The organism is Velocimicrobium porci (assembly GCF_009696045.1).
In the GTDB taxonomy this organism is placed as follows: domain Bacteria; phylum Bacillota; class Clostridia; order Lachnospirales; family Lachnospiraceae; genus Velocimicrobium; species Velocimicrobium porci.
Map to the genome: position 1 here is coordinate 174,658 of NZ_VUMT01000003.1, position 20,575 is coordinate 195,232.

Genomic DNA, 20,575 nt, shown 5'->3' on the forward strand with positions numbered 1-20,575 from the left:
TGCGAAAATTTTTTGATAACTTAACTATATATCATCGACAAAAATAAATCAATAATCTGACAAAAAATATATAAATAAAATCTGACAAAATAATAAAATCCATAAAAATTGATTGTAACAAAGACCAAATTAGCATATACTATAATTAATCATTTTAACAAATTCATATGACAAGGGGGTATCATCTTGAAAAAAAAGAAAAAAATTACTCTAATGTTAGTAATAACAAGTTTAGCTGTTTTTATTATTCATATTATAAATAAAGCAATTTTCTTTTTTTCAACAATCAAAGAAACACTGTATTCAGATAACAGCAATTTTTATAATTGGCGCTTTGGAAAAATTTTTTACACTAAAAAAGGCTCTGGCTCACCTGTTTTACTTGTACATGATTTAGATAATATTAGCTCTGATTTAGAATGGAAAGAAATTACCAACTCACTTGCAGATCACCATACAGTCTATACACTTGACCTGCTTGGATGCGGGCGTTCAGATAAACCAGAAATGACATATACAACATTTTTATATGTCCAATTGTTATCGGATTTTATTAAAAATATTATTAAACAACCAACTGATGTTATTGTAACAGGGCATGCCAGTGCAGCAATTATTATGGCATGTTACTCTGATGCAAAGCTTTTCAAAAACTTAATTTTAGTAAATCCGGATAACTTATCAACAATGAACCAAGTTCCAAAATACAAACATAAAATACTTCAATTTTTATTAAATATACCAATTATTGGAACATTTGTATATAACGTATCAGCTTCTACAACTATGATTGAAGATATCTTCTCAAAACAATATTTTGTAAATAGTAAAAAAATACCTTCAAAATATTTATACGGTTACCACGAAGCTGCTCATTTAGGTGGAAGTGCTTCGAAATATTTATATTCAAGTATTCGTTGTCATTATACAAATACTAATATTATCCATGCATTAAAAGAAATTAATAATAATATTTCTATTATTAGCGGTGAATTCGAAAAAGATATCGATTGTACATTAGAACAATACATTCAATGCAATCCTTCGATTGAAGTAAGTCACATAAAAAGAACCAAACACTTGCCACAAATCGAACGCCCAAAAGATTTTTTAGCACTGCTGCCACTTTATTTATCAGAAGAAATAATAGAAGAATAAGAAAAACAGTGGGTGGTGATTAATTATAATTAATCACCATTCACTGTTTTTATATTACCGATGCTTTTCCAAAAATAATTTTCTTGAAACAAAATTCCAGATCATTACAATGACTGTTGCAAACAATTTCGTAATAGCATAATAAATATTAAATTTTTCAACCATAAACCACATTACAAATTGATTAATCAAAAGACCAACTATGCTAAAAATCACAAATACAAAATATTCTTTGCTTTTACTAATGTCTTTTTTTCCGCAAAACACAAATCTCATACTGCATATATAGTTGAAACTAACCGATATTAAAAAAGATAAACTACTGGAAATAAAATAATATATTCCTAAAATCTCCGTAAATACAATCATTAAGCAATAATCAATACAAAATGATAAACTGCCAACAATTCCAAAATTAATAATTTGCTTTATCAATTTTCCCATTTAGTTATTACCTTGCTTTATAATGGCTCTTTTGACGGTTTTCCTGCATTTCTCGGATATTTTTTCTTTGTTTCACTTTGCTTTTTAATAAATACAAATGACCTCTCTATGTCCGTTTCTGGCAATGAAAATGTTTTCACACCATTTAATTTACCACCCAAAATCTCAATTGCTTTTTTAGAATGATTCAATTCTTCTTCAATTTTACCCGATTTATAAGGGATAAAATATCCTCCAACTTTAACAAATGGGATACAATATTCCGAAAGAGTTGCTAAATTTGCTACTGCCCTTGACACACACAAATCAAAGCTTTCCCTATAACCTTCTTTTCTTCCATACTCTTCTGCTCTTCCATGAATTGCTTCAATGTCTTTTAATTTTAATTCATCAATTACACTACTTAAAAATTTAATTCGTTTATTTAAAGAATCCATTAAGACAATTTGAAGCGAAGGGAACGCAATCTTTAAAGGAATTCCAGGAAATCCGGCTCCTGTTCCTAAATCAAGTACCCTGATAGACCGTGTCAAATCCAATTCATTCTTTATTGCTAAGCTGTCAACAAAATGCTTCATTATAACTTCGTCAAAATCAGTAATCGCAGTCAAATTCATCACTTTATTCCATTCAAGTAACAAATCATAATATTGCAAAAATTGCTGATATTGAACTTCTTCTAACTTCAAATCCAATTGTTCAAATGCCCGTTTTAGCTGTGTCATTTTCTCCATACAAATACCTATTACCTTCTACTTACTTTCCATACTTATTTATTAAAAACTTTTAACTTCTTCTCAGCTGTTCCAGATATACCAATAAAACAGAAATATCTGCCGGAGATACTCCGGATATCCTGGAAGCCTGACCAACTGAAGCAGGTCTGATTTGATTTAATTTTTGTTTTGCTTCAATCCGAAGGCTATTAATTTCATCATAATTTATTGACTCTGGTATTTTTTTGCCTTCTAATTTCTTAAATTGATCTACTTGTCTCATTTGACGACGAATATATCCATCATATTTTAAATTAATATTAATCTGTTCAATTACTTCATTCGAAAGAGGTTTTCGATCTTTATCAATTGCTTCAATTAATTCATACGAAAGCTCAGGGCGTTTGATTAATTCAGCCAATGTTGTTCCTGTATTTAATGGAGTGCTATTACAGGATACTAACAACTCTTGAACCTCTTTGGAAGCACCAATTGTTGCTTTTTGTAATCTTTCAATTTCGTTGTTAATTGCTTCCTCTTTTTCAAGCAGATGCTGATAACGTTCTTCACTAATCAGTCCTGCTTCGTAGCCAATCTTAGTAAGACGAAGGTCAGCATTATCCTGTCTTAATATCAAACGATATTCTGCTCTGGATGTCATCATACGATATGGCTCATGAGTTTCCTTTGTTACCAAATCATCAATCAACACACCAATATACCCCTGTGAACGGTCTATAATAACAGGCTCTTTTTCTAAAACTTTTCTTGCTGCATTAATTCCGGCAATCAAGCCTTGTGCTGCTGCCTCTTCGTATCCAGAGCTTCCATTAAACTGACCACCACTAAATAATCCTTCAATCTTTTTAAATTCCAAAGAAGACTTTAACTGAGTCGGATTAATGCAATCATATTCAATTGCATAGGCATTTCTTACAATTTTAACATTTTCAAGTCCCGGAACAGTCCGATACATCTTATACTGAACATCTTCCGGCAAAGAACTGGACATTCCTCCAACATACATTTCATTTGTATAATTACCTTCCGGTTCAATAAATACCTGATGCTTATCTTTATCTGCAAATTTAACTACCTTATCCTCAATTGACGGACAATATCTTGGACCTGTGCCTTTAATATTTCCACTATACAAAGGAGAACGGTCAAGATTTTCACGAATAATTTCATGTGTTTTTTCATTGGTATAAGTCAACCAGCAAGAAACTTGTTCTCTCTCTAAATCCTTTGGTTTATTCGTAAAAGAAAAAGGAACTATCGTTTCATCTCCTTTTTGCTCTTCCATTTTGCTAAAATCAATCGAACGTTTATCAATACGGGCAGGAGTTCCAGTTTTAAAACGATACAATTCAATTCCTAAGTCCCTTAGGGATTCTGATAAATGATTTGCGGCGGCCAAACCATTTGGCCCGGTATAATTGCTGACATCACCATATACGCATCTTGCCTTTAAATATACACCTGTACATAAAACAACTGCTTTACAAGGGAAAATTGCACCTGAATAAGTTTCTACACCCGTTATTTTATTATCTTTTGCAAGAATTTTTGTAACTTCTGCCTGTTTTAAAGTCAGATTTGGTGTATTCTCAAGCACCTTACGCATTTCTCTTGTATAATCCTGTTTATCCGCCTGGGCACGCAAAGAATGTACTGCCGGCCCTTTTGATTTATTTAACATCTTAGATTGGATAAATGTTTTATCAATATTTTTACCCATCTCACCGCCAAGTGCATCAATTTCTCTTACAAGATGTCCCTTCGAACTTCCCCCTATATTGGGATTACATGGCATAAGAGCCACACTATCCATGCTTACAGTAAACATAATTGTATTAAGACCTAATCTGGCAGACGCAAGAGCTGCTTCACAACCTGCATGACCTGCTCCGACTACTGCTACATCATATTCTTCATAAATATACGACATACTTTCATTCCTCTTTCTATTTACCCATACAAAATTCACTAAATATGGTATTTACCAAATCCTCACCAACTGCTTCACCAATAATCTCACCCAATGTTTCATAAGCACTCATCAAATCAATCGAATAAAAATCTTCCGGCATACCATTTAATATACTTTCTTTTACCTGCTCTAAGCTTTTCATTCCTTCTATAATTGCTGACTTGTGTCGGATGTTTGTTATATAGACTTCATCATTAAAGCTTATTTCACCATGGAAAAACATTTCTTTAATTGTATGCTCCAACAAATCCATCCCTTTTTCTTCTTTCGCAGAAATTTCTAAAACAGTCTTTCCGGTAAGCTTTTCTAACTCATCCTTTTTAACAACCTTATTTAAATCTGTCTTATTTAATAAAACAATTGCTTTTTTATCTTTAATTAAATCTATAATTTCCCTATCATTTTCATCCAATTCAACAGAAGCATCTACGACATAAATAAGCAAATCTGCATCCTTTGCAAATGTTTTGGCCTTATCTACTCCAATTTTTTCTACATAATCTTCCGTTTTTCGAATTCCTGCTGTATCGATCAAATTCAATACGACTTCGCCTAAATGAATACTTTCTTCCAAAGTATCCCTTGTAGTTCCCTCTATTTCTGTAACAATCGCACGCTCTTCACCAACTAAAACATTCAACAAAGAAGATTTACCGGCATTTGGTTTTCCTAAAATAACCGTTCGAATTCCTTCTTTCATAATTCTCCCATTATCGGCTGATTCTAAAAGATGATTTAATTCCTTCCAATTTTCTTCTACTCTTTTCAGAAGCTCATCAGAAAAACCATCTATACTGATATGTTCCGGATCATCTAAAGCAGCTTCAATAAATGCAACATCCCTTATAATATTTTCACGAATCTCTTTAATCTTTGTTAAAACAGTTCCCTTTAGCTGACTTACAGAGCTTTTTAAGGCCATTTCATTTTTTGCATTAATAATATCAATTACGGCCTCGGCCTGTGACAAATCAATTCTTCCATTCAAAAAAGCTCTTTTTGTAAATTCTCCCGGCTCGGCCGGTCTTGCACCATATTTAATAACGGTTTCCAAAATCTTCTTTGTTACAATAACTCCGCCATGGCAATCTATTTCAATAATATTTTCTCTCGTATAAGTATTTGGCGCCTTCATAACCATAACTAATACTTCATCAATTACGTCATTTTCATCTTTAATATATCCATAATGAATGGTGTGGCTTTCTACTTCACTGAATGCTTTCTTTTTCCCTGTTCTGGTAACAAATATCTGGTCGATAATAGAAAAAACATCATCCCCACTCATTCTTACAATACTGATTCCCGCATTACTCATAGCAGTTGATATCGCTGCAATCGTTTCTGTCTTCAAAAATCCACTTCCTTTCATTTGATACAATTTTCTCAACTAAATAAATTATTTTTTCTTAACAAACAATAACCCGCGGCAAGCCACGGGTTACATCGTTCTTTATTCCTCTGTCTTTGCCTCTTGTTCTTTATTGGAAGCACATTCATTCTCTTCATAGTCTTTCTCATAATCACAATTTCTGTTATAACCTTTTCCATGATTATTCTTTTTATCATAACTATTCCGATTGTCATGACTATGACCATTTTTATTATTATAATCTTTATAATTCTTTTTTAATGTGACAACAACTCTTCTGTATGGTTCTTCTCCCTCGCTATGTGTTTCCACAAAACGATCACCCTGAAGAGCAGAATGGATAATTCTTCTTTCATAAGGATTCATAGGCTCTAATGCGACAGCACGTTTGGTTCGTTTCACCTTATAAGAAATGTTTTTTGCAAGATTTTCTAATGTCTCTTTTCTTCTCTCTCTGTAATTCTCTGTATCTAATTTTACTTTTACATAACAATTACTTTCTTTATTAACAACTAAGCTTACAAGATATTGTAAAGAATCTAGCGTCTGACCTCTTTTTCCAATTAAGATTCCCATGTCATCGCCTTCCATGTTAATCTCTAAAACACTTTCTATTTCCTTATAACTTGCAATTACAGTAGCCTCTATTTTCATTGCTGCAAAAACATTTTTTAAAAATTCAATTGCAACTTTTTCAATATCAGATCCATTTACACTCTTTTTTTCTTCTGAGCTAACTGGCTGTTTTGCTGGTTCAACTGGAGTCTTTTCAAACAAGTTCTCCTCTTTTTTTCTTGCTCTAATCTTCGCAGGTCTGCTAAAAAAGCCTAATATTCTATTCTTCTCCTCTTCAATTACCTCATACTCAATCATATCACTGGTAACTTCAAAATGAATCAACGCATCTGTTATCGCATCATCCACTGTTTTTGCTGTAAACTCTTCCCAATCCATCATTTTATTTTTCCTCCTTGTCCCCTCTATTTCTATCCAACATATGTGCATTGGCCGCTATACTTCCACTTTTGTATGAACTTTGTGTTATATTGTTTTTATAACTTTCATCACCGGATGCACCTGTTTTTGCTTTATCTTTAATTGAACTTGTACGTGTTTTCGCCAATTCTTCCATAGAAACATTAGGATCAATTCCTAACTTTTCTTTCTTTTTCTTTTGTTTTTCCTTATTCTTTTCGATTAATTCATCGACATCCATGCGTTCCATATAACGATTCACAAAAACCTGCTGGATACTTCTAAACACTGCACCTGCAATCCAGTAAATACCAACACCGACAGGAAGAGTAAGACAAAATGCTCCTGACATTAAAGGCATAATTGTATTCATTGACTTCATTGTAGCTGCTGTAGGATTATTCGCATCTGCTTGTGGTGTATTAGCCATCATTAACTTTGTCTGAAGCATCTGTGTTACAATCGCTAAAACTGGAATTAAAATATACAGAATCTTAGTAATCGTAGGCACTGCTGAAGATGCAATCTGTTGCCAAGGTGTTTCTGCAATGTTAACTCCAAAACCAAAGTTATTGATATGCATAATGCGGTCTGAATTTGTCTGAATAACATCTGCAATTGAAGAAAACGTATTATTTGATAATAAATCAGACCAGTCTGCCGCTTTAAATTGGGACATAATGTCAATTAAATGATCGGTAGAAATACTAGAGGAGATATCTCCCCATTTACTAACATTTAAATTCGTAAACTTATGAGCATAGTCAGTCATAATACTTAAATAATCAGTATCTAACATCTTAACTGCTATGTTTTCATATAATGCCTTAATTGAACCTACATAAGCAGGAATATTATAAATTACACGATATAAGGCAAACATAATTGGAAATGTAATTAACATCGGTAAACAGCCACTCGTTGGATTGGCACCATATTTCTCATAAATGGCCTGCATTTCCAACTGCTGTTTACGAAGTGATGCTTCATCTTTTTTTCCTTTATATTTTTCCTGAACTTTCATAATTTCAGGATTCATTTTCGAGGATAATTTCGTAAACTTCTGTTGTTTCATCGTTAATGGAATCATTAACGCATTTACCAAAAATGTAAATACAATAATACATAAACCCGCATTTTCAATCCCAAAATGCGCTAAAAAATCAAAAATCGCATTTAAAATTAAGCCTAATAATTTCGCAATTGGTCCTAAAATAAAACCATCATGCTGTGTCAAAAATACATTAAACAATTTTTTTCCTCCTTAAATTCCCCTGCTAAGGTACGGGGTCGTACCCACCTTTATGAAAAGGATGACAACGTAAAATTCTCCTTATCGAAAGATAGCCGCCTTTTATTATACCATACTTTTCTAATGCCTGAATTGCATACAAAGAGCAGGTAGGCGTATAAATACATGTAGGCCTTCCTTTCAAAGGAGAAATAAATTTTCTATATATTTTTATCAAAATTATAAAAAACCGTCTTAGTATCACGCGTTTCTCATCTCTTCCAAAATTTTATGGAGCTTTCCTAAATGTAATAATGCGCTGTTTATTTCTTTATAACCCTTACCCTTTGCCGTAACTCTGGCAATTACTACAATGTCAAGTCCCTGCTTGAACACGATTTCATTCAGCCTGTAACTCTCTCTAATTAATCTTGTTAATCTATGTCTTACAACACTATTGCCAACTTTCTTACTTACGGATATACCTAATCGATTCTTACCTAACTGATTTTCTAAAACATACATAACTAAATATTTGTTGGCATATGATTTCCCTCTCCGATACACCTTCTGGAAATCCTGATTTTTCTTTAATGATTCTGACAATTTCAAAATCTCCTATTTGAATTTGAACATAAAATAAAAACCCGCATAAGAGAAGAAAAGGTCACAAAGATTGCGACCTATGCAGATAATTTATTTCTTCCCTTAGCTCTTCTAGCTGCTAAAACTTTTCTTCCGTTTTTAGTGCTCATTCTTTTTCTAAAACCATGAACTTTAGCTCTAGATCTCTTTTTAGGTTGGAATGTCATTTTCATTATCAAAGCACCTCCTTTTCTTACCAAACTATCTATTTATAGTAGGCATATTTCTTCTATTGTAAATTTAAAAATATCACGTCTTATTATATCTTCGAACGGCTTATACGTCAAGTAAATTCTTTCTGTTTTCCAAAAAATATCACCATTTGATTTGAATAAAAAACGGCCTATCCACATTTGGCCCCAAAAAAATCAACATTTATTGCTTTGTATAGATGTTATCCACAAAATGTGGATGAATTGTGGATAACATTCTGCTTTTTTGTTAATTGACTGTTAAATTCTATATCAAAACCCTTTATTTTTCAACATTTTTTATGTTTATATTTTTTTGGCCAATTTATACACATTTTTGTTTATAAGTTTTTCCACTTTTCTTTACCCACATATCCACATTTATGTTGTCCACATAATTAACACTAGTTTTAAGCATTGAAATCTTAGTGATTTTGATATATGATATATATGTATGTTTATATCATCGGGAGGTCATAATGAAAGACGTTATTATAGAAAAATGGGATGAAATCTTAGAATATTTAAAAATTGAACATGGAATCTCAAATGTATCATTCCGTACTTGGATTCAGCCATTACAAGTGTATTCCGTAGATGGGAATAATATTACAATTTCCGTAGATGACAGCTTAATCGGTGTTGATGGAAAAAAATTTATTATCAAAAAATATGCCCTTCCTTTAAAGGTTTCAATTGAAGAAATAACGGGGAAAGAATGTGATTTAACATTCGAATTATTAAGCGAAATTAATAAAAATGAAGAAAAGAAAAAAGAGTCCGGCAATTCTGTTCAAGAAAAACCGGCCACTCAGATACAAAATAAATATCCTTTTCTTAACCCACGTTATACCTTTGATACCTTTGTAGTAGGAAGCAACAATAATCTTGCACATGCAGCTTCTCTTGCAGTAGCTGAATCACCGGCCGAAATATACAATCCTCTTTTTATATATGGAGGGGTTGGACTTGGAAAAACTCACTTAATGCACTCAATTGCTCATTTTATACTGGATCAGAACCCAGATGCAAAGGTTCTTTATGTAACAAGTGAAGTATTTACAAATGAACTGATTGAATCTATTCGTAACCGGGCCGATACAAATTCAGTTGCAGAATTTAGAAAAAAATATAGAAATATAGACGTTTTACTCATCGATGATATTCAGTTCATTATAGGTAAGGAAAGTACACAGGAAGAATTCTTTCATACCTTTAATGCTTTGCACGAATCGAAAAAGCAGATTATTATTTCATCAGATAAACCACCAAAGGATATTGAAACTTTAGAAGAACGTCTTCGTTCCCGCTTTGAATGGGGTCTGACTGTTGATATTCAATCACCGGATTATGAAACCCGTATGGCGATTTTAAAGAAAAAAGAGGAATTAGACGGTCTTTCTATTGATGACGAAGTAATGAAATATATCGCTACAAACGTAAAATCGAACATTAGGGAGTTAGAGGGAGCATTAACACAAATTGTGGCCCGCTCTCGCTTAATTAATAAAAAAGTCGATGTCGCACTGGCCGAAGAAGCACTAAAAGACTTAATCTCTCCTAACGATAAAAAAGATATTACCGTTGAATTAATTATTGGAATCGTAGCTGAACATTTTGATATTAGTTCCGATGACATTATTTCTTCGAAAAAAAGCCGTAATATCGCATATCCTAGACAAATCTGTATGTACTTATGCCGTACATTAACGGAAATACCATTAAAAGATATTGGTAATAAATTAGGAAAACGCGACCATACTACTATTATTCATGGAATTGAAAAGATTAAAAAGGATATGGAAAAAGATAGTTCATTGAAAAATACAATTGATGTACTAATGAAAAAAATTAATCCGCAGTAGACTGTTAATAACTTGTTAATTGTATGTTGATTTTCTGTGAGTTTAATGTTTATAATTCGGCCGAAAAAAACAGGACGGATTTGGCCCACATTTTACCCACATGGAAATTTCGGCCAACTAACACACTTATCAAATCTTCTAAACCTGTTAAACTCAAGCTTCAAGACGATTATTAACATATTCACACCTATTATTACTACGACTACGGTATTATTATTATATATATATACATGAACTTCGAGGAAGGAGTTATTAACATTTATGAAAATCATATGTAAGAAAAGCGATTTATTAAATCGTGTTAATATTGCACTAAAAGCTGTTTCTACAAAATCTACACTACCTATATTGGAATGTATTGTAATTGAAGTAAAATCTAATCAGATTAAATTAATTGCTAATGATATGGAGCTTGGAATTGAAACACTTGTACAAGGTGAGATTTTAGAAGAAGGTATTATAGCATTGAATGCTAAAATATTTTCTGAAATTATTCGAAAGCTTCCAGATAATGATATAACGATTGAAACAGATGCTAATTACACAGCACACATTACTTGTGAAAAGGCCAAATTTAATATAGCAGGAAAATCCGATGAAGAGTTTCCTACACTTCCTATAATAGAAAGAGACAATTTTATTACTCTTTCTCAATTTAGCTTAAAGGAAATTATAAGACAAACCGTTTTCTCTATTTCAGATAACGAAAGCAATAAGATTATGACTGGAGAGTTATTTGAAATTAATCAAAATGAGTTTAAAGTTGTATCGTTAGACGGCCATCGTATTTCAATTCGTAAAATTCAGTTAAAAGAAGAATATAATCATATTAAAGTAATTGTTCCAGGTAAAACTTTAAATGAAATCAGTAAAATTTTATCTGGGGAAATAGAAGATGAAGTAAAAATATTCTTTACAAATAAGCATATTGTATTTGAGTTTGACAACACAATGGTTTTGTCAAGACTTATTGAAGGTGAATATTATAAGATTGATCAGATGCTTTCTAGTGACTATGAAACAAAGATTACGATTAATAAGAAAGAATTTTTAAGTTGTATTGATCGTGCTACATTATTGATTAAAGAATCTGAGAAAAAACCTATTATTATAAATATAGGTGATTCCAGTATGGAATTAAAAATCAATTCAACAATAGGTTCCATGAAAGAAGAAATTGATATTCATAAAGAAGGTAAAGATATCTTAATTGGTTTTAACCCAAAATTCTTAATAGATGCTCTTAGGGTTATTGATGAAGAAGAAGTTGACATTTATTTATTTAATCCAAAGGCACCTTGCTTCATAAAAGATAAAGAAGAAACTTACATCTATCTTATTTTACCAGTTAACTTTAATGCAGGAGTAAATTAATTGTAACATGAATGTAGATTAGAAAGGATGTGTTACAGATATGCAGACAATTACAATTAGAGATGAATTTATAAAGCTTGGACAGGCCTTGAAGGTGGCCGGACTTGTAGAGTCCGGTGTAGATGCCAAGTTTGTAATACAGGATGGACTTGTGCTGGTAAATGGCAAGGTTGAAACGCAGAGAGGAAAGAAATTGTATGATGGAGATGCAGTTCAATTTGATGGACAGGAATTTTGCATTTCATCTGCTGTAAAATAAAGTGTTATGATTATTCGTTCAATTGAGTTAAGTGATTTTCGAAATTACGATACCTTATCAATTGGCTTTGATTCAGATATTAATATTTTATATGGTGATAATGCCCAGGGAAAGACCAATATACTGGAAGCGGCCTACTTATGTAGTACAACAAAATCTCATAAGGGAAGTAAAGATAAGGAAATGATAAAAATGGGTTGTAATGAGGCACATATCCGTATGCTTGTAGAAAAAAATGATATGCGTCATACCATTGATATGCACTTGAAAAGACATAAATCAAAGGGAATTGCGATTGATTCAGTTCCGATTCATAAATCGAGTGAGTTAATCGGCCTGGTACCGATTGTTTTCTTTTCTCCGGAAGATTTAAGTATTATAAAAAATGGACCGGGAGAGAGAAGACGTTTTATTGATATGGAATTGTGTCAGTTAGATAAAATATATCTTTATAACTTGACCTGTTATAATAAGATTATCAATCAAAGAAATAATTTATTAAAACAAATCGGTTTTAATAGGGAATTATTGGATACACTTTGTATATGGGACGAACAATTAGCGGAATTTGGGAAAAAAATAATTAGTCGCAGAAAACTTTTTATTGATGAACTGAATGGTATTTTATATTCCATACATAAGAAATTATCTGGGCAAAAGGAAGAATTGGTGATTCGTTATGTACCAAATGTAGAGGCCGAGTTTTTATATGAAAAATTAGGTCAGACAACAGAAAGAGATATAGCACTAAAGACAACAGGAACAGGTCCTCATCGTGATGATGTCGTTTTTATGGTAAAAGATATTGATATTCGGAAGTTTGGGTCACAGGGCCAGCAAAGGACGGCCGCATTATCATTAAAGCTGGCCGAAATCGAATTGTTAAGAAGAACGATAAAGGATAATCCTGTTTTATTATTGGATGACGTTTTATCCGAGCTGGATCGGAACAGACAAAATTATTTATTGGACAGCATTAAAGATATACAGACAATTATAACTTGCACAGGTTTGGAAGAATTTGTAAATAATAGAATTCAGATGAATCGTATTTATAAAGTTGTAGAAGGTACCGTTTGTGCTGAAAATAGTTGAGAGAGAGAAATAGGAGGAAATTTATGAGTCAAGGATACGGAGCAGACCAGATTCAGATATTGGAAGGTTTGGAAGCTGTAAGAAAAAGGCCAGGTATGTATATTGGTAGTACATCGATAAAGGGTCTTCATCATTTAGTTTACGAAATCGTAGATAATGCAGTAGATGAAGCACTTGCCGGTTATTGTAACCATATCGAGGTTACTGTTAATAAGGATAATTCCGTAACAGTAGTTGACAATGGTCGTGGTATTCCGGTTGGGATTAATCATAAGGCAGGATTGCCGGCCGTTGAGGTTGTATTTACTATTCTTCATGCAGGGGGTAAATTTGGCGGTGGAGGATACAAAGTATCTGGTGGACTTCATGGTGTAGGTGCTTCTGTTGTAAATGCATTGTCAGAATGGCTGGAAGTAGAGATTTGCAGCGATGGAAAAATTTATAAACAGCGTTATGAGCGTGGCAAGGTAATGTATCCGTTAAAAGAAATTGGAACAACTGATATTACTGGAACGAAGGTTACTTTTTTACCGGATAAAGAGATATTTGAAGAAACAATTTTTGATTATGATACGTTAAAACAAAGACTTCGTGAAATGGCCTTTTTGACAAAAGGATTAAAAATTGCACTTACAGATGACCGCCTTGAAGAACCAAAAAGAAGAGAATTTCATTATGAAGGCGGAATTAAAGAATATGTATCTTATTTGAACAGACATAAAGATCCTCTATATGATAGCATTATTTATTGTGAAGGTGAGAAAAATAATGTTTATGTAGAAGTTGCAATGCAGCATAACAACTCTTATACAGAAGGATGTTACAGCTTTGTCAATAATATTACGACTCCAGAAGGAGGAACTCATTTAGTTGGTTTTAAAAATGCGCTTACAAAAACATTTAATGACTATGCAAGAAGTCAGAAATTTTTAAAAGACAATGAGCAGAATCTTAGTGGAGAAGATATTAGAGAAGGTTTGGCCGCAATTATAAGTATTAAGATTACAGATCCGCAATTTGAGGGACAAACAAAACAAAAATTAGGAAATAGTGAAGCTCGTGGTGCAGTTGAGGGAATTGTAGCGGAGCAGTTGACTTATTTCTTAGAACAGAATCCAAATGTAGCAAAAATAATTTGTGAAAAGGCCGTACTGGCTCAAAGGGCACGTGATGCTGCGAGAAAAGCAAGGGATTTGACAAGAAGAAAAACGGCCTTAGAAGGAATGAGTCTTCCTGGTAAATTAGCAGATTGTTCCGATAAAAACCCTGAAAATTGTGAGATTTATATTGTCGAGGGTGATTCGGCCGGTGGAAGTGCAAAGACTGCCCGTTCCCGTGCAACGCAGGCCATCTTGCCATTGAGAGGAAAAATTTTAAATGTCGAAAAAGCAAGACTGGATAAAATTCTTGTTAATAATGAGATTAAGGCAATGATAACAGCGTTTGGTACAGGAATTTCAGAGGATTTTGATATTTCAAAATTGAGATATCACAAAATCATTATTATGACGGATGCCGATGTTGATGGTGCTCATATTAGTACTTTATTGTTAACCTTTTTCTATCGTTTTATGCCGGATTTAATAAAAAAAGGTTATGTATATTTGGCCCAGCCACCTCTTTATAAAATTGAGAAAAATAAAAAGGTCTGGTATGCGTACAGTGACGATGAATTAAACAATATATTAACTGAAATTGGCCGTGATAATAGCAATAAAATTCAGAGATACAAAGGTCTTGGAGAAATGGATGCAGAGCAGCTTTGGGAAACGACAATGGATCCTGAAAAGAGAATCCTTTTAAAAGTGACAATGGATGAAGAGGCCGAGTCAGAAATTGACTTAACTTTTACAACTTTAATGGGTGACAAAGTTGAGCCACGTCGTGAATTTATTGAAGAAAATGCAAAATTTGTTCGTAATTTAGATATTTAATGATGAAAAACAAGTTTAGTTAAATAAAAAAGAAAGGAATTGCTCAAATTCATTTAAGGCGGACGAGAGCAGAGGAGATATAAATGGATGAAAATATCTTTGATAAGGTACAGGAAGTAGACCTTCAAAAAACCATGGAAACATCATATATCGATTATGCTATGTCGGTTATTGCAGCCCGTGCGTTGCCGGATGTAAGAGATGGTTTAAAACCGGTACAGCGAAGAATTCTATATGCAATGATCGAGTTAAACAATGGACCGGATAAGCCACATCGTAAGTGTGCGCGTATTGTCGGTGATACAATGGGTAAATACCATCCACATGGTGACAGTTCCATTTATGGAGCATTGGTAAATCTTGCACAGGAGTGGTCTACCCGTTATCCTTTAGTAGATGGTCATGGGAACTTTGGTTCTGTTGATGGAGATGGAGCGGCCGCTATGCGTTATACGGAGGCCCGTTTAAGCAAAATTTCTATGGAAATGTTATCTGATATTAATAAAAATACAGTTGACTTTATTCCTAACTTTGATGAAACGGAAAAAGAACCTACCGTGCTTCCGGCTCGATTTCCAAATCTTTTAGTAAATGGTACTTCCGGTATTGCAGTTGGTATGGCAACTAATATTCCACCACATAATCTTTGTGAAATTATTAATGCAGTTGTTAAAATTATTGATAATATGGTGGAGGAAGATAGAAAAACTACAATTGAAGAGTTGTTATCCGTTGTAAAGGGACCGGATTTTCCAACAGGTGCAATGATACTTGGAACGAGAGGAATTGAACAGGCCTATCGTACCGGTCGTGGGAAAATAAGGGTACGTGCTGTGACGGATATTGAGGCAATGCCAAATGGAAAAAATCGTATTGTAGTAACGGAACTTCCATATATGGTAAATAAAGCCAGACTAATTGAAAAAATCGCAGAATTACATAGAGATAAAAAAATCGACGGCATCACAGAACTTCGTGATGAATCTGACCGTCAAGGTATGAGAATTTGTATTGAGCTTCGTCGTGATGTAAACGCAAATGTTATTTTAAATCAATTGTACAAACATACACAGCTTCAAGATACTTTTGGAGTTATTATGCTTGCATTAGTAAATAATGAGCCAAAGGTTATGAATCTTCTTGAAATGCTAGAGGAATATCTTCGACATCAGGAAGATGTTGTCAGAAGAAGAACTCAATATGATTTAAATAAGGCCGAAGAACGGGCTCATATTTTGGAAGGATTATTGATTGCCTTAGACCATATCGATGAGGTAATTAAAATTATTCGTTCTTCTAAAAATGTTCAGATTGCAAAAGAAAGACTAATTGAATCTTATCAGTTGACGGAAACACAAGCTCAGGCTATTGTTGATATGCGTCTTCGTGCACTTACAGGTTTAGAGCGCGAAAAATTGGAAAATGAATACGCTGAATTGATGAAAAAAATTGACGAATTAAAAGCAATTCTTGCTGATAAAAAGAAACTACTTGGTGTGATTAAAGAAGAAATTTTATTAATTCGTGATAAATATGGAGATGAAAGAAGAACTTCAATTGGATTTGATGAATATGACCTTTCTATGGAAGATTTAATTCCAAAAGAAAATACTGTTATTACAATGACAAAATTAGGTTATATTAAGAGAATGACTGTAGACAACTTCAAGAGTCAGAATCGAGGCGGAAAAGGAATCCGTGGAATGCAGACAATTGATGAAGACTACATTGAAGATTTGTTTATGACAACAACGCATCATTATGTTATGTTCTTTACGAATAAAGGTCGTGTCTATCGATTAAAAGCATATGAAATACCAGAGTCGGGGCGTACGGCCAGGGGAACTGCAATTGTAAATCTTCTTCAGTTATTACCGGAAGAAAAGATTACAGCGGTTATTGCCATGCGTGAATTTGAAGAAGATAAATATCTATTTATGGCTACGAAGAATGGTATTGTTAAAAAGACATCAGTCACAGAATATCAAAATATTCGAAAAACGGGTCTTCAGGCAATTAGTCTTCGTGAGGATGATGAGTTAATTGAAGTAAAAGTAACAGATAAGCAAAAAGATATTTTCTTAGTTACAAAAAATGGTTTGTGTATTCGTTTTGATGAAAATGATGTTCGTCCAACTGGTAGAACTTCTATGGGTGTAATTGGAATGAATCTTTCTTATGATGATGAAGTAATTGGAATGCAACTTAATACGCAGGGCAAATACCTTTTACTTGTATCCGAATATGGTCTTGGAAAACGTACATCAACCGATGAGTTTAGTGTACAACGCAGAGGTGGAAAAGGTGTTAAATGCTATAAAATTACGGAGAAAACCGGTAATGTAGTAGGAGTAAAAGCGGTTGATGAAGAAAATGAAATTATGTTGATTACAACAGAGGGAATTATTATTCGAATTATGTGTAATCAAATTTCAGAAATTGGAAGAATTACATCCGGTGTTAAACTAATGGATATTGACCAGACAAAGGATGTTAAAGTTGCTAGTATAGCTAAAGTAAGAGATCGTGAGATTCCAGAAACAGAAGTTGTGGAAGAATTGGACAAAGAAAATGCGGATAATATAGAATAATAATAAAAAGAGAACTGTTGTAAAGTAAATTTCACCATAGTTTACAACAGTTCTTTTTTTGTCGTTGCATAAAAATAGAATGTAAGCTAAAATGAAGAAAATAAATATGAAAATAAGGGTGATATAATAAATGAATTATATTGATGATATAAAACGATTTATTCCTTCTTGTGAACAAGAGAGAACAGACAAAAGGATTATGCTGCAAATGATAGAGCAATATGATTCTAATATATTAACGAGAGAAAATGAAATAGCCCATATTACTGGCACTGGATTTACGACAAATAAAGAATTTGATAAAATTTTAATGGTTTATCACAATATTTATGATTCATGGGCATGGACAGGTGGTCATGCAGATGGAGAACAAAATCTTTTATCTGTTGCACAGCGGGAAGTTGAAGAAGAAACAGGGGTGGAGCACATAAAACCATATGATGAAAAAATAATCAGTCTGGATATTTTAACAACAAAGCATCATAAAAAAAACGGAGTTTATATTGCTCCTCATTTACATTTTAATATATCTTATTTATTTGTAGCAGAAGAATCAGATATACTCCGTATAAAGCCAGATGAAAACAGTGGAGTGAAGTGGATTCCGATTGAACAAATTGATTCTTACGTTCAGGAAAAAGAAATGATATCTGTTTATCATAAATTAATAGAAAAAATGCAACAACTGAAATAAAGGAAATTTTATTGTAGGAGGTATGGCGTAGATATGAGAATCATACATACAGATACTATTATTGAAGAAATAAAACAAATGTGTATTGAAGCAAATCTTGTTCTTTCCGATGACATGAAACAGGCAGTAGAAAGAGCTGAGGAGAAAGAAGAATCGCAAATTGGGAAAAAAATACTAGGACAGCTAAAAGAAAATATGGAAGTTGCAAGAAAAGAGCAGATACCAATTTGTCAGGATACAGGAATGGCAATTGTTTTTATCCGAATTGGTCAAGAGGTTCATATAGAAGGTATGAATATAGAAGAAGCAATCAATGAGGGAATACGGAGAGGATATAAAGAAGGATATTTAAGAAAGTCGGTTGTAAAAGATCCGTTTATTCGTGAAAATACGAAAGATAATACTCCGGGAATTATACATTATGAGATGATTCCAGGTGATAAAATTGAACTTGTTGTTGCACCAAAAGGTTTTGGGAGTGAAAATATGAGTCGGATTTATATGCTAAAACCTGCTGATGGAATAGAAGGGGTAAAAGAAGCAGTAATGGAAACGGTAAAATTGGCCGGTCCGAATGCCTGTCCTCCTATTGTTGTTGGCGTAGGAATTGGTGGAAGTTTTGAAAAATGTGCTTATTTAGCAAAGAAGGCTTTGACAAGAGAGGTTAATCAATCTGCAAAGGAAAAACATATTCAACAATTAGAAGCGGATTTATTAGAAGAAATTAACAAAACAGGAATTGGTCCTGGAGGTCTTGGAGGTCGGGTTACTGCACTTGCTGTAAATATAGAAACTTATCCTACGCATATAGCAGGTCTTCCGGTTGCAATTAATATATGTTGTCATGTGAATCGTCATATGAAAAGAGTTATTTAAAAATAGAAAATAAAAGGAAAGGTTGATAAGAAATGGAAAGGCATATAAATACTCCTCTAAATTATGAAATAATTGAAGATTTAAAGGCCGGCGATTATGTATATTTATCTGGAATTGTGTATACTGCAAGAGATGCTGCACATAAAAGAATGTACGAGGCATTATTAAAAAATAAGGAACTGCCATTTGAAGTAAGTAATAGTGTAATATATTATTTGGGACCGACACCAGCAAAAGATGGTCAGGTTATAGGTTCCGCCGGACCAACAACAAGTAGCAGAATGGACAAATATACACCCTTGTTGTTAGAACAAGGATTAAAAGGAATGATAGGAAAGGGAAAAAGGAGTAAAGAGGTAATTGAGTCTATAAAGAAAAATAAAGCTGTATATATGGCAGCAGTGGGTGGTGCCGGAGCATTATTATCAAAATGTATAAAGAGTTCAGAGATAATTGCTTATGATGATTTAGGAACGGAAGCGGTTCGAAAATTAGAAGTAAAAAACTTTCCTGTAATTGTAGTTGTCGATTCAAAAGGAAATAATTTGTATGATACTGTTGTTGAACAATATAAAATTGATTTGAAAATACAGAAATAAAACAACTTTTTTTAAAACTATATTTTGTTGTTAAAAATAGAAATAAAATAAAGAAACTACTATATATAGAAAAAAGAATGTCCAAATTGTTTTAATTCAATAATAAATTTAAAAAATTTAAGAAATATGGGTTGACAAAACAACATTCTATTGTTATACTAAATTATGCGTTTGACGCACAGATAATTTAAAATAAGGAATGAATGGTTTAGCATTTTGGAGAAATACTCAAGAGGCTGAAGAGGCGCCCCTGCTAAGGGTGTAGGTCGTTTGCGCGGCGCGAGGGTTCAAATCCCTCTTTCTCCGTCTTATTTTACTAAAAGAAAAACGAATTAAAAAAATAAAAAAAGTTTTTCAAAAAAAGTGTTGACAAACGAAAAAAGATATGATAGAATATAATAGTTGCTTGACAGAGAGCGACAAAGAAAAATAAAGCACCTTGATAATTGAACAATAAAACAACCCTGAAAATTCTAAGAGAACCATTTGTTTGAATGAGGATTTGAACAGATGAGAGATTCATAAGAATTTCAGACGAACGACCTTTGAAAAAAGGACAACCT

Annotated in this window: 19 protein-coding genes and 1 tRNA gene; 11 read left to right on the forward strand and 9 right to left on the reverse strand. The window is 32.9% G+C overall.

All coding sequences use genetic code 11. From position 1 onward, the window contains the following. Positions 1-186 precede the first annotated feature (186 nt). On the forward strand, positions 187-1,158 hold the full coding sequence (locus FYJ58_RS03575) for an alpha/beta fold hydrolase (RefSeq protein ID WP_235912540.1): 972 nt from the start codon (positions 187-189) through the stop codon (positions 1,156-1,158). Positions 1,159-1,212: 54 nt separating this feature from the next. Here the strand turns inward: FYJ58_RS03575 and FYJ58_RS03580 are convergent, their stop codons facing one another. The 9 genes from FYJ58_RS03580 to rpmH all read right to left on the reverse strand — a co-directional run bounded on the left by FYJ58_RS03580 (position 1,213) and on the right by rpmH (position 8,707). Then, on the reverse strand, positions 1,213-1,602 hold the full coding sequence (locus tag FYJ58_RS03580) for a GtrA family protein (protein ID WP_154517326.1): 390 nt from the start codon (positions 1,600-1,602) through the stop codon (positions 1,213-1,215). A 17-nt stretch (positions 1,603-1,619) separates the two neighbouring features. After that, positions 1,620-2,336, reverse strand: coding sequence for a 16S rRNA (guanine(527)-N(7))-methyltransferase RsmG (gene rsmG, locus FYJ58_RS03585; RefSeq protein ID WP_154517329.1), 717 nt, complete (start codon positions 2,334-2,336; stop codon positions 1,620-1,622). 52 nt (positions 2,337-2,388) lie between these two features. Beyond that, positions 2,389-4,269 (reverse strand): tRNA uridine-5-carboxymethylaminomethyl(34) synthesis enzyme MnmG, encoded by a 1,881-nt coding sequence (gene mnmG, locus FYJ58_RS03590; protein ID WP_154517332.1) that lies wholly within the window; start codon positions 4,267-4,269, stop codon positions 2,389-2,391. 16 nt (positions 4,270-4,285) lie between these two features. Continuing rightward, a complete protein-coding gene (gene mnmE / locus FYJ58_RS03595) occupies positions 4,286-5,665 on the reverse strand; it encodes a tRNA uridine-5-carboxymethylaminomethyl(34) synthesis GTPase MnmE (protein WP_154517335.1) in 1,380 nt (459 codons plus the stop codon). A gap of 99 nt (positions 5,666-5,764) precedes the next feature. Then, complete coding sequence (gene jag / locus FYJ58_RS03600; protein WP_328597790.1) at positions 5,765-6,640, reverse strand: RNA-binding cell elongation regulator Jag/EloR; 876 nt, start codon at positions 6,638-6,640, stop codon at positions 5,765-5,767. A 1-nt stretch (position 6,641) separates the two neighbouring features. Beyond that, positions 6,642-7,910 carry a YidC/Oxa1 family membrane protein insertase gene (locus tag FYJ58_RS03605; protein WP_154517338.1) on the reverse strand — a complete coding sequence of 423 codons (1,269 nt, stop codon included), beginning with the start codon at positions 7,908-7,910 and terminating at the stop codon, positions 6,642-6,644. A 25-nt stretch (positions 7,911-7,935) separates the two neighbouring features. Then, positions 7,936-8,151: a membrane protein insertion efficiency factor YidD gene (gene yidD / locus FYJ58_RS03610; RefSeq protein ID WP_328597793.1), complete on the reverse strand. Its 216-nt coding sequence runs from the start codon at positions 8,149-8,151 to the stop codon at positions 7,936-7,938. After that, positions 8,151-8,501, reverse strand: a complete 351-nt coding sequence (gene rnpA / locus FYJ58_RS03615; protein WP_154517343.1) for a ribonuclease P protein component — start codon at positions 8,499-8,501, stop codon at positions 8,151-8,153. Before rnpA ends, yidD begins: the two co-directional genes overlap by 1 nt. Positions 8,502-8,572: 71 nt before the next feature. After that, positions 8,573-8,707: a 50S ribosomal protein L34 gene (gene rpmH / locus FYJ58_RS03620; protein WP_154517346.1), complete on the reverse strand. Its 135-nt coding sequence runs from the start codon at positions 8,705-8,707 to the stop codon at positions 8,573-8,575. A 497-nt stretch (positions 8,708-9,204) separates the two neighbouring features. Between rpmH and dnaA the strand changes: the two genes are divergently transcribed. The 10 genes from dnaA to FYJ58_RS03670 all read left to right on the forward strand — a co-directional run bounded on the left by dnaA (position 9,205) and on the right by FYJ58_RS03670 (position 20,318). Continuing rightward, positions 9,205-10,590: a chromosomal replication initiator protein DnaA gene (dnaA, locus tag FYJ58_RS03625; RefSeq protein WP_154517349.1), complete on the forward strand. Its 1,386-nt coding sequence runs from the start codon at positions 9,205-9,207 to the stop codon at positions 10,588-10,590. Between the two features lie 261 nt (positions 10,591-10,851). Then, complete coding sequence (gene dnaN / locus FYJ58_RS03630) at positions 10,852-11,964, forward strand: DNA polymerase III subunit beta (protein WP_154517352.1); 1,113 nt, start codon at positions 10,852-10,854, stop codon at positions 11,962-11,964. A gap of 40 nt (positions 11,965-12,004) precedes the next feature. Continuing rightward, positions 12,005-12,223: an RNA-binding S4 domain-containing protein gene (locus FYJ58_RS03635; protein WP_154517355.1), complete on the forward strand. Its 219-nt coding sequence runs from the start codon at positions 12,005-12,007 to the stop codon at positions 12,221-12,223. Between the two features lie 6 nt (positions 12,224-12,229). After that, positions 12,230-13,318: a DNA replication/repair protein RecF gene (gene recF / locus FYJ58_RS03640; RefSeq protein WP_154517358.1), complete on the forward strand. Its 1,089-nt coding sequence runs from the start codon at positions 12,230-12,232 to the stop codon at positions 13,316-13,318. Between the two features lie 23 nt (positions 13,319-13,341). Then, positions 13,342-15,252, forward strand: coding sequence for a DNA topoisomerase (ATP-hydrolyzing) subunit B (gene gyrB / locus FYJ58_RS03645; protein ID WP_154517361.1), 1,911 nt, complete (start codon positions 13,342-13,344; stop codon positions 15,250-15,252). Positions 15,253-15,335: 83 nt separating this feature from the next. Continuing rightward, positions 15,336-17,843: a DNA gyrase subunit A gene (gene gyrA, locus FYJ58_RS03650; protein ID WP_154517364.1), complete on the forward strand. Its 2,508-nt coding sequence runs from the start codon at positions 15,336-15,338 to the stop codon at positions 17,841-17,843. Positions 17,844-17,973: 130 nt separating this feature from the next. Continuing rightward, positions 17,974-18,537, forward strand: coding sequence for an NUDIX hydrolase (locus FYJ58_RS03655; RefSeq protein WP_154517367.1), 564 nt, complete (start codon positions 17,974-17,976; stop codon positions 18,535-18,537). 33 nt (positions 18,538-18,570) lie between these two features. Next, complete coding sequence (locus FYJ58_RS03660; RefSeq protein ID WP_154517370.1) at positions 18,571-19,413, forward strand: fumarate hydratase; 843 nt, start codon at positions 18,571-18,573, stop codon at positions 19,411-19,413. A 32-nt stretch (positions 19,414-19,445) separates the two neighbouring features. Further along, the gene (locus tag FYJ58_RS03665) at positions 19,446-20,012 is read left to right on the forward strand and encodes a Fe-S-containing hydro-lyase (protein ID WP_154517372.1); all 567 of its coding nucleotides are present in this window, start codon (positions 19,446-19,448) and stop codon (positions 20,010-20,012) included. Between the two features lie 218 nt (positions 20,013-20,230). Next, a tRNA-Ser gene (locus tag FYJ58_RS03670) sits at positions 20,231-20,318 on the forward strand. Positions 20,319-20,575 lie beyond the last annotated feature (257 nt).

Coding starts and splice junctions, on each gene's coding strand:
- FYJ58_RS03580 (WP_154517326.1), bottom strand. CDS start 1,602: ATGGGAAAATTGATAAAGCAAATTATTAATTTTGGAATTGTTGGCAGT.
- rsmG (WP_154517329.1), bottom strand. CDS start 2,336: ATGGAGAAAATGACACAGCTAAAACGGGCATTTGAACAATTGGATTTG.
- mnmG (WP_154517332.1), bottom strand. CDS start 4,269: ATGTCGTATATTTATGAAGAATATGATGTAGCAGTAGTCGGAGCAGGT.
- jag (WP_328597790.1), bottom strand. CDS start 6,640: ATGATGGATTGGGAAGAGTTTACAGCAAAAACAGTGGATGATGCGATA.
- rpmH (WP_154517346.1), bottom strand. CDS start 8,707: ATGAAAATGACATTCCAACCTAAAAAGAGATCTAGAGCTAAAGTTCAT.
- dnaA (WP_154517349.1), top strand. CDS start 9,205: ATGAAAGACGTTATTATAGAAAAATGGGATGAAATCTTAGAATATTTA.
- dnaN (WP_154517352.1), top strand. CDS start 10,852: ATGAAAATCATATGTAAGAAAAGCGATTTATTAAATCGTGTTAATATT.
- FYJ58_RS03635 (WP_154517355.1), top strand. CDS start 12,005: ATGCAGACAATTACAATTAGAGATGAATTTATAAAGCTTGGACAGGCC.
- recF (WP_154517358.1), top strand. CDS start 12,230: ATGATTATTCGTTCAATTGAGTTAAGTGATTTTCGAAATTACGATACC.
- gyrB (WP_154517361.1), top strand. CDS start 13,342: ATGAGTCAAGGATACGGAGCAGACCAGATTCAGATATTGGAAGGTTTG.
- gyrA (WP_154517364.1), top strand. CDS start 15,336: ATGGATGAAAATATCTTTGATAAGGTACAGGAAGTAGACCTTCAAAAA.
- FYJ58_RS03655 (WP_154517367.1), top strand. CDS start 17,974: ATGAATTATATTGATGATATAAAACGATTTATTCCTTCTTGTGAACAA.
- FYJ58_RS03660 (WP_154517370.1), top strand. CDS start 18,571: ATGAGAATCATACATACAGATACTATTATTGAAGAAATAAAACAAATG.
- FYJ58_RS03665 (WP_154517372.1), top strand. CDS start 19,446: ATGGAAAGGCATATAAATACTCCTCTAAATTATGAAATAATTGAAGAT.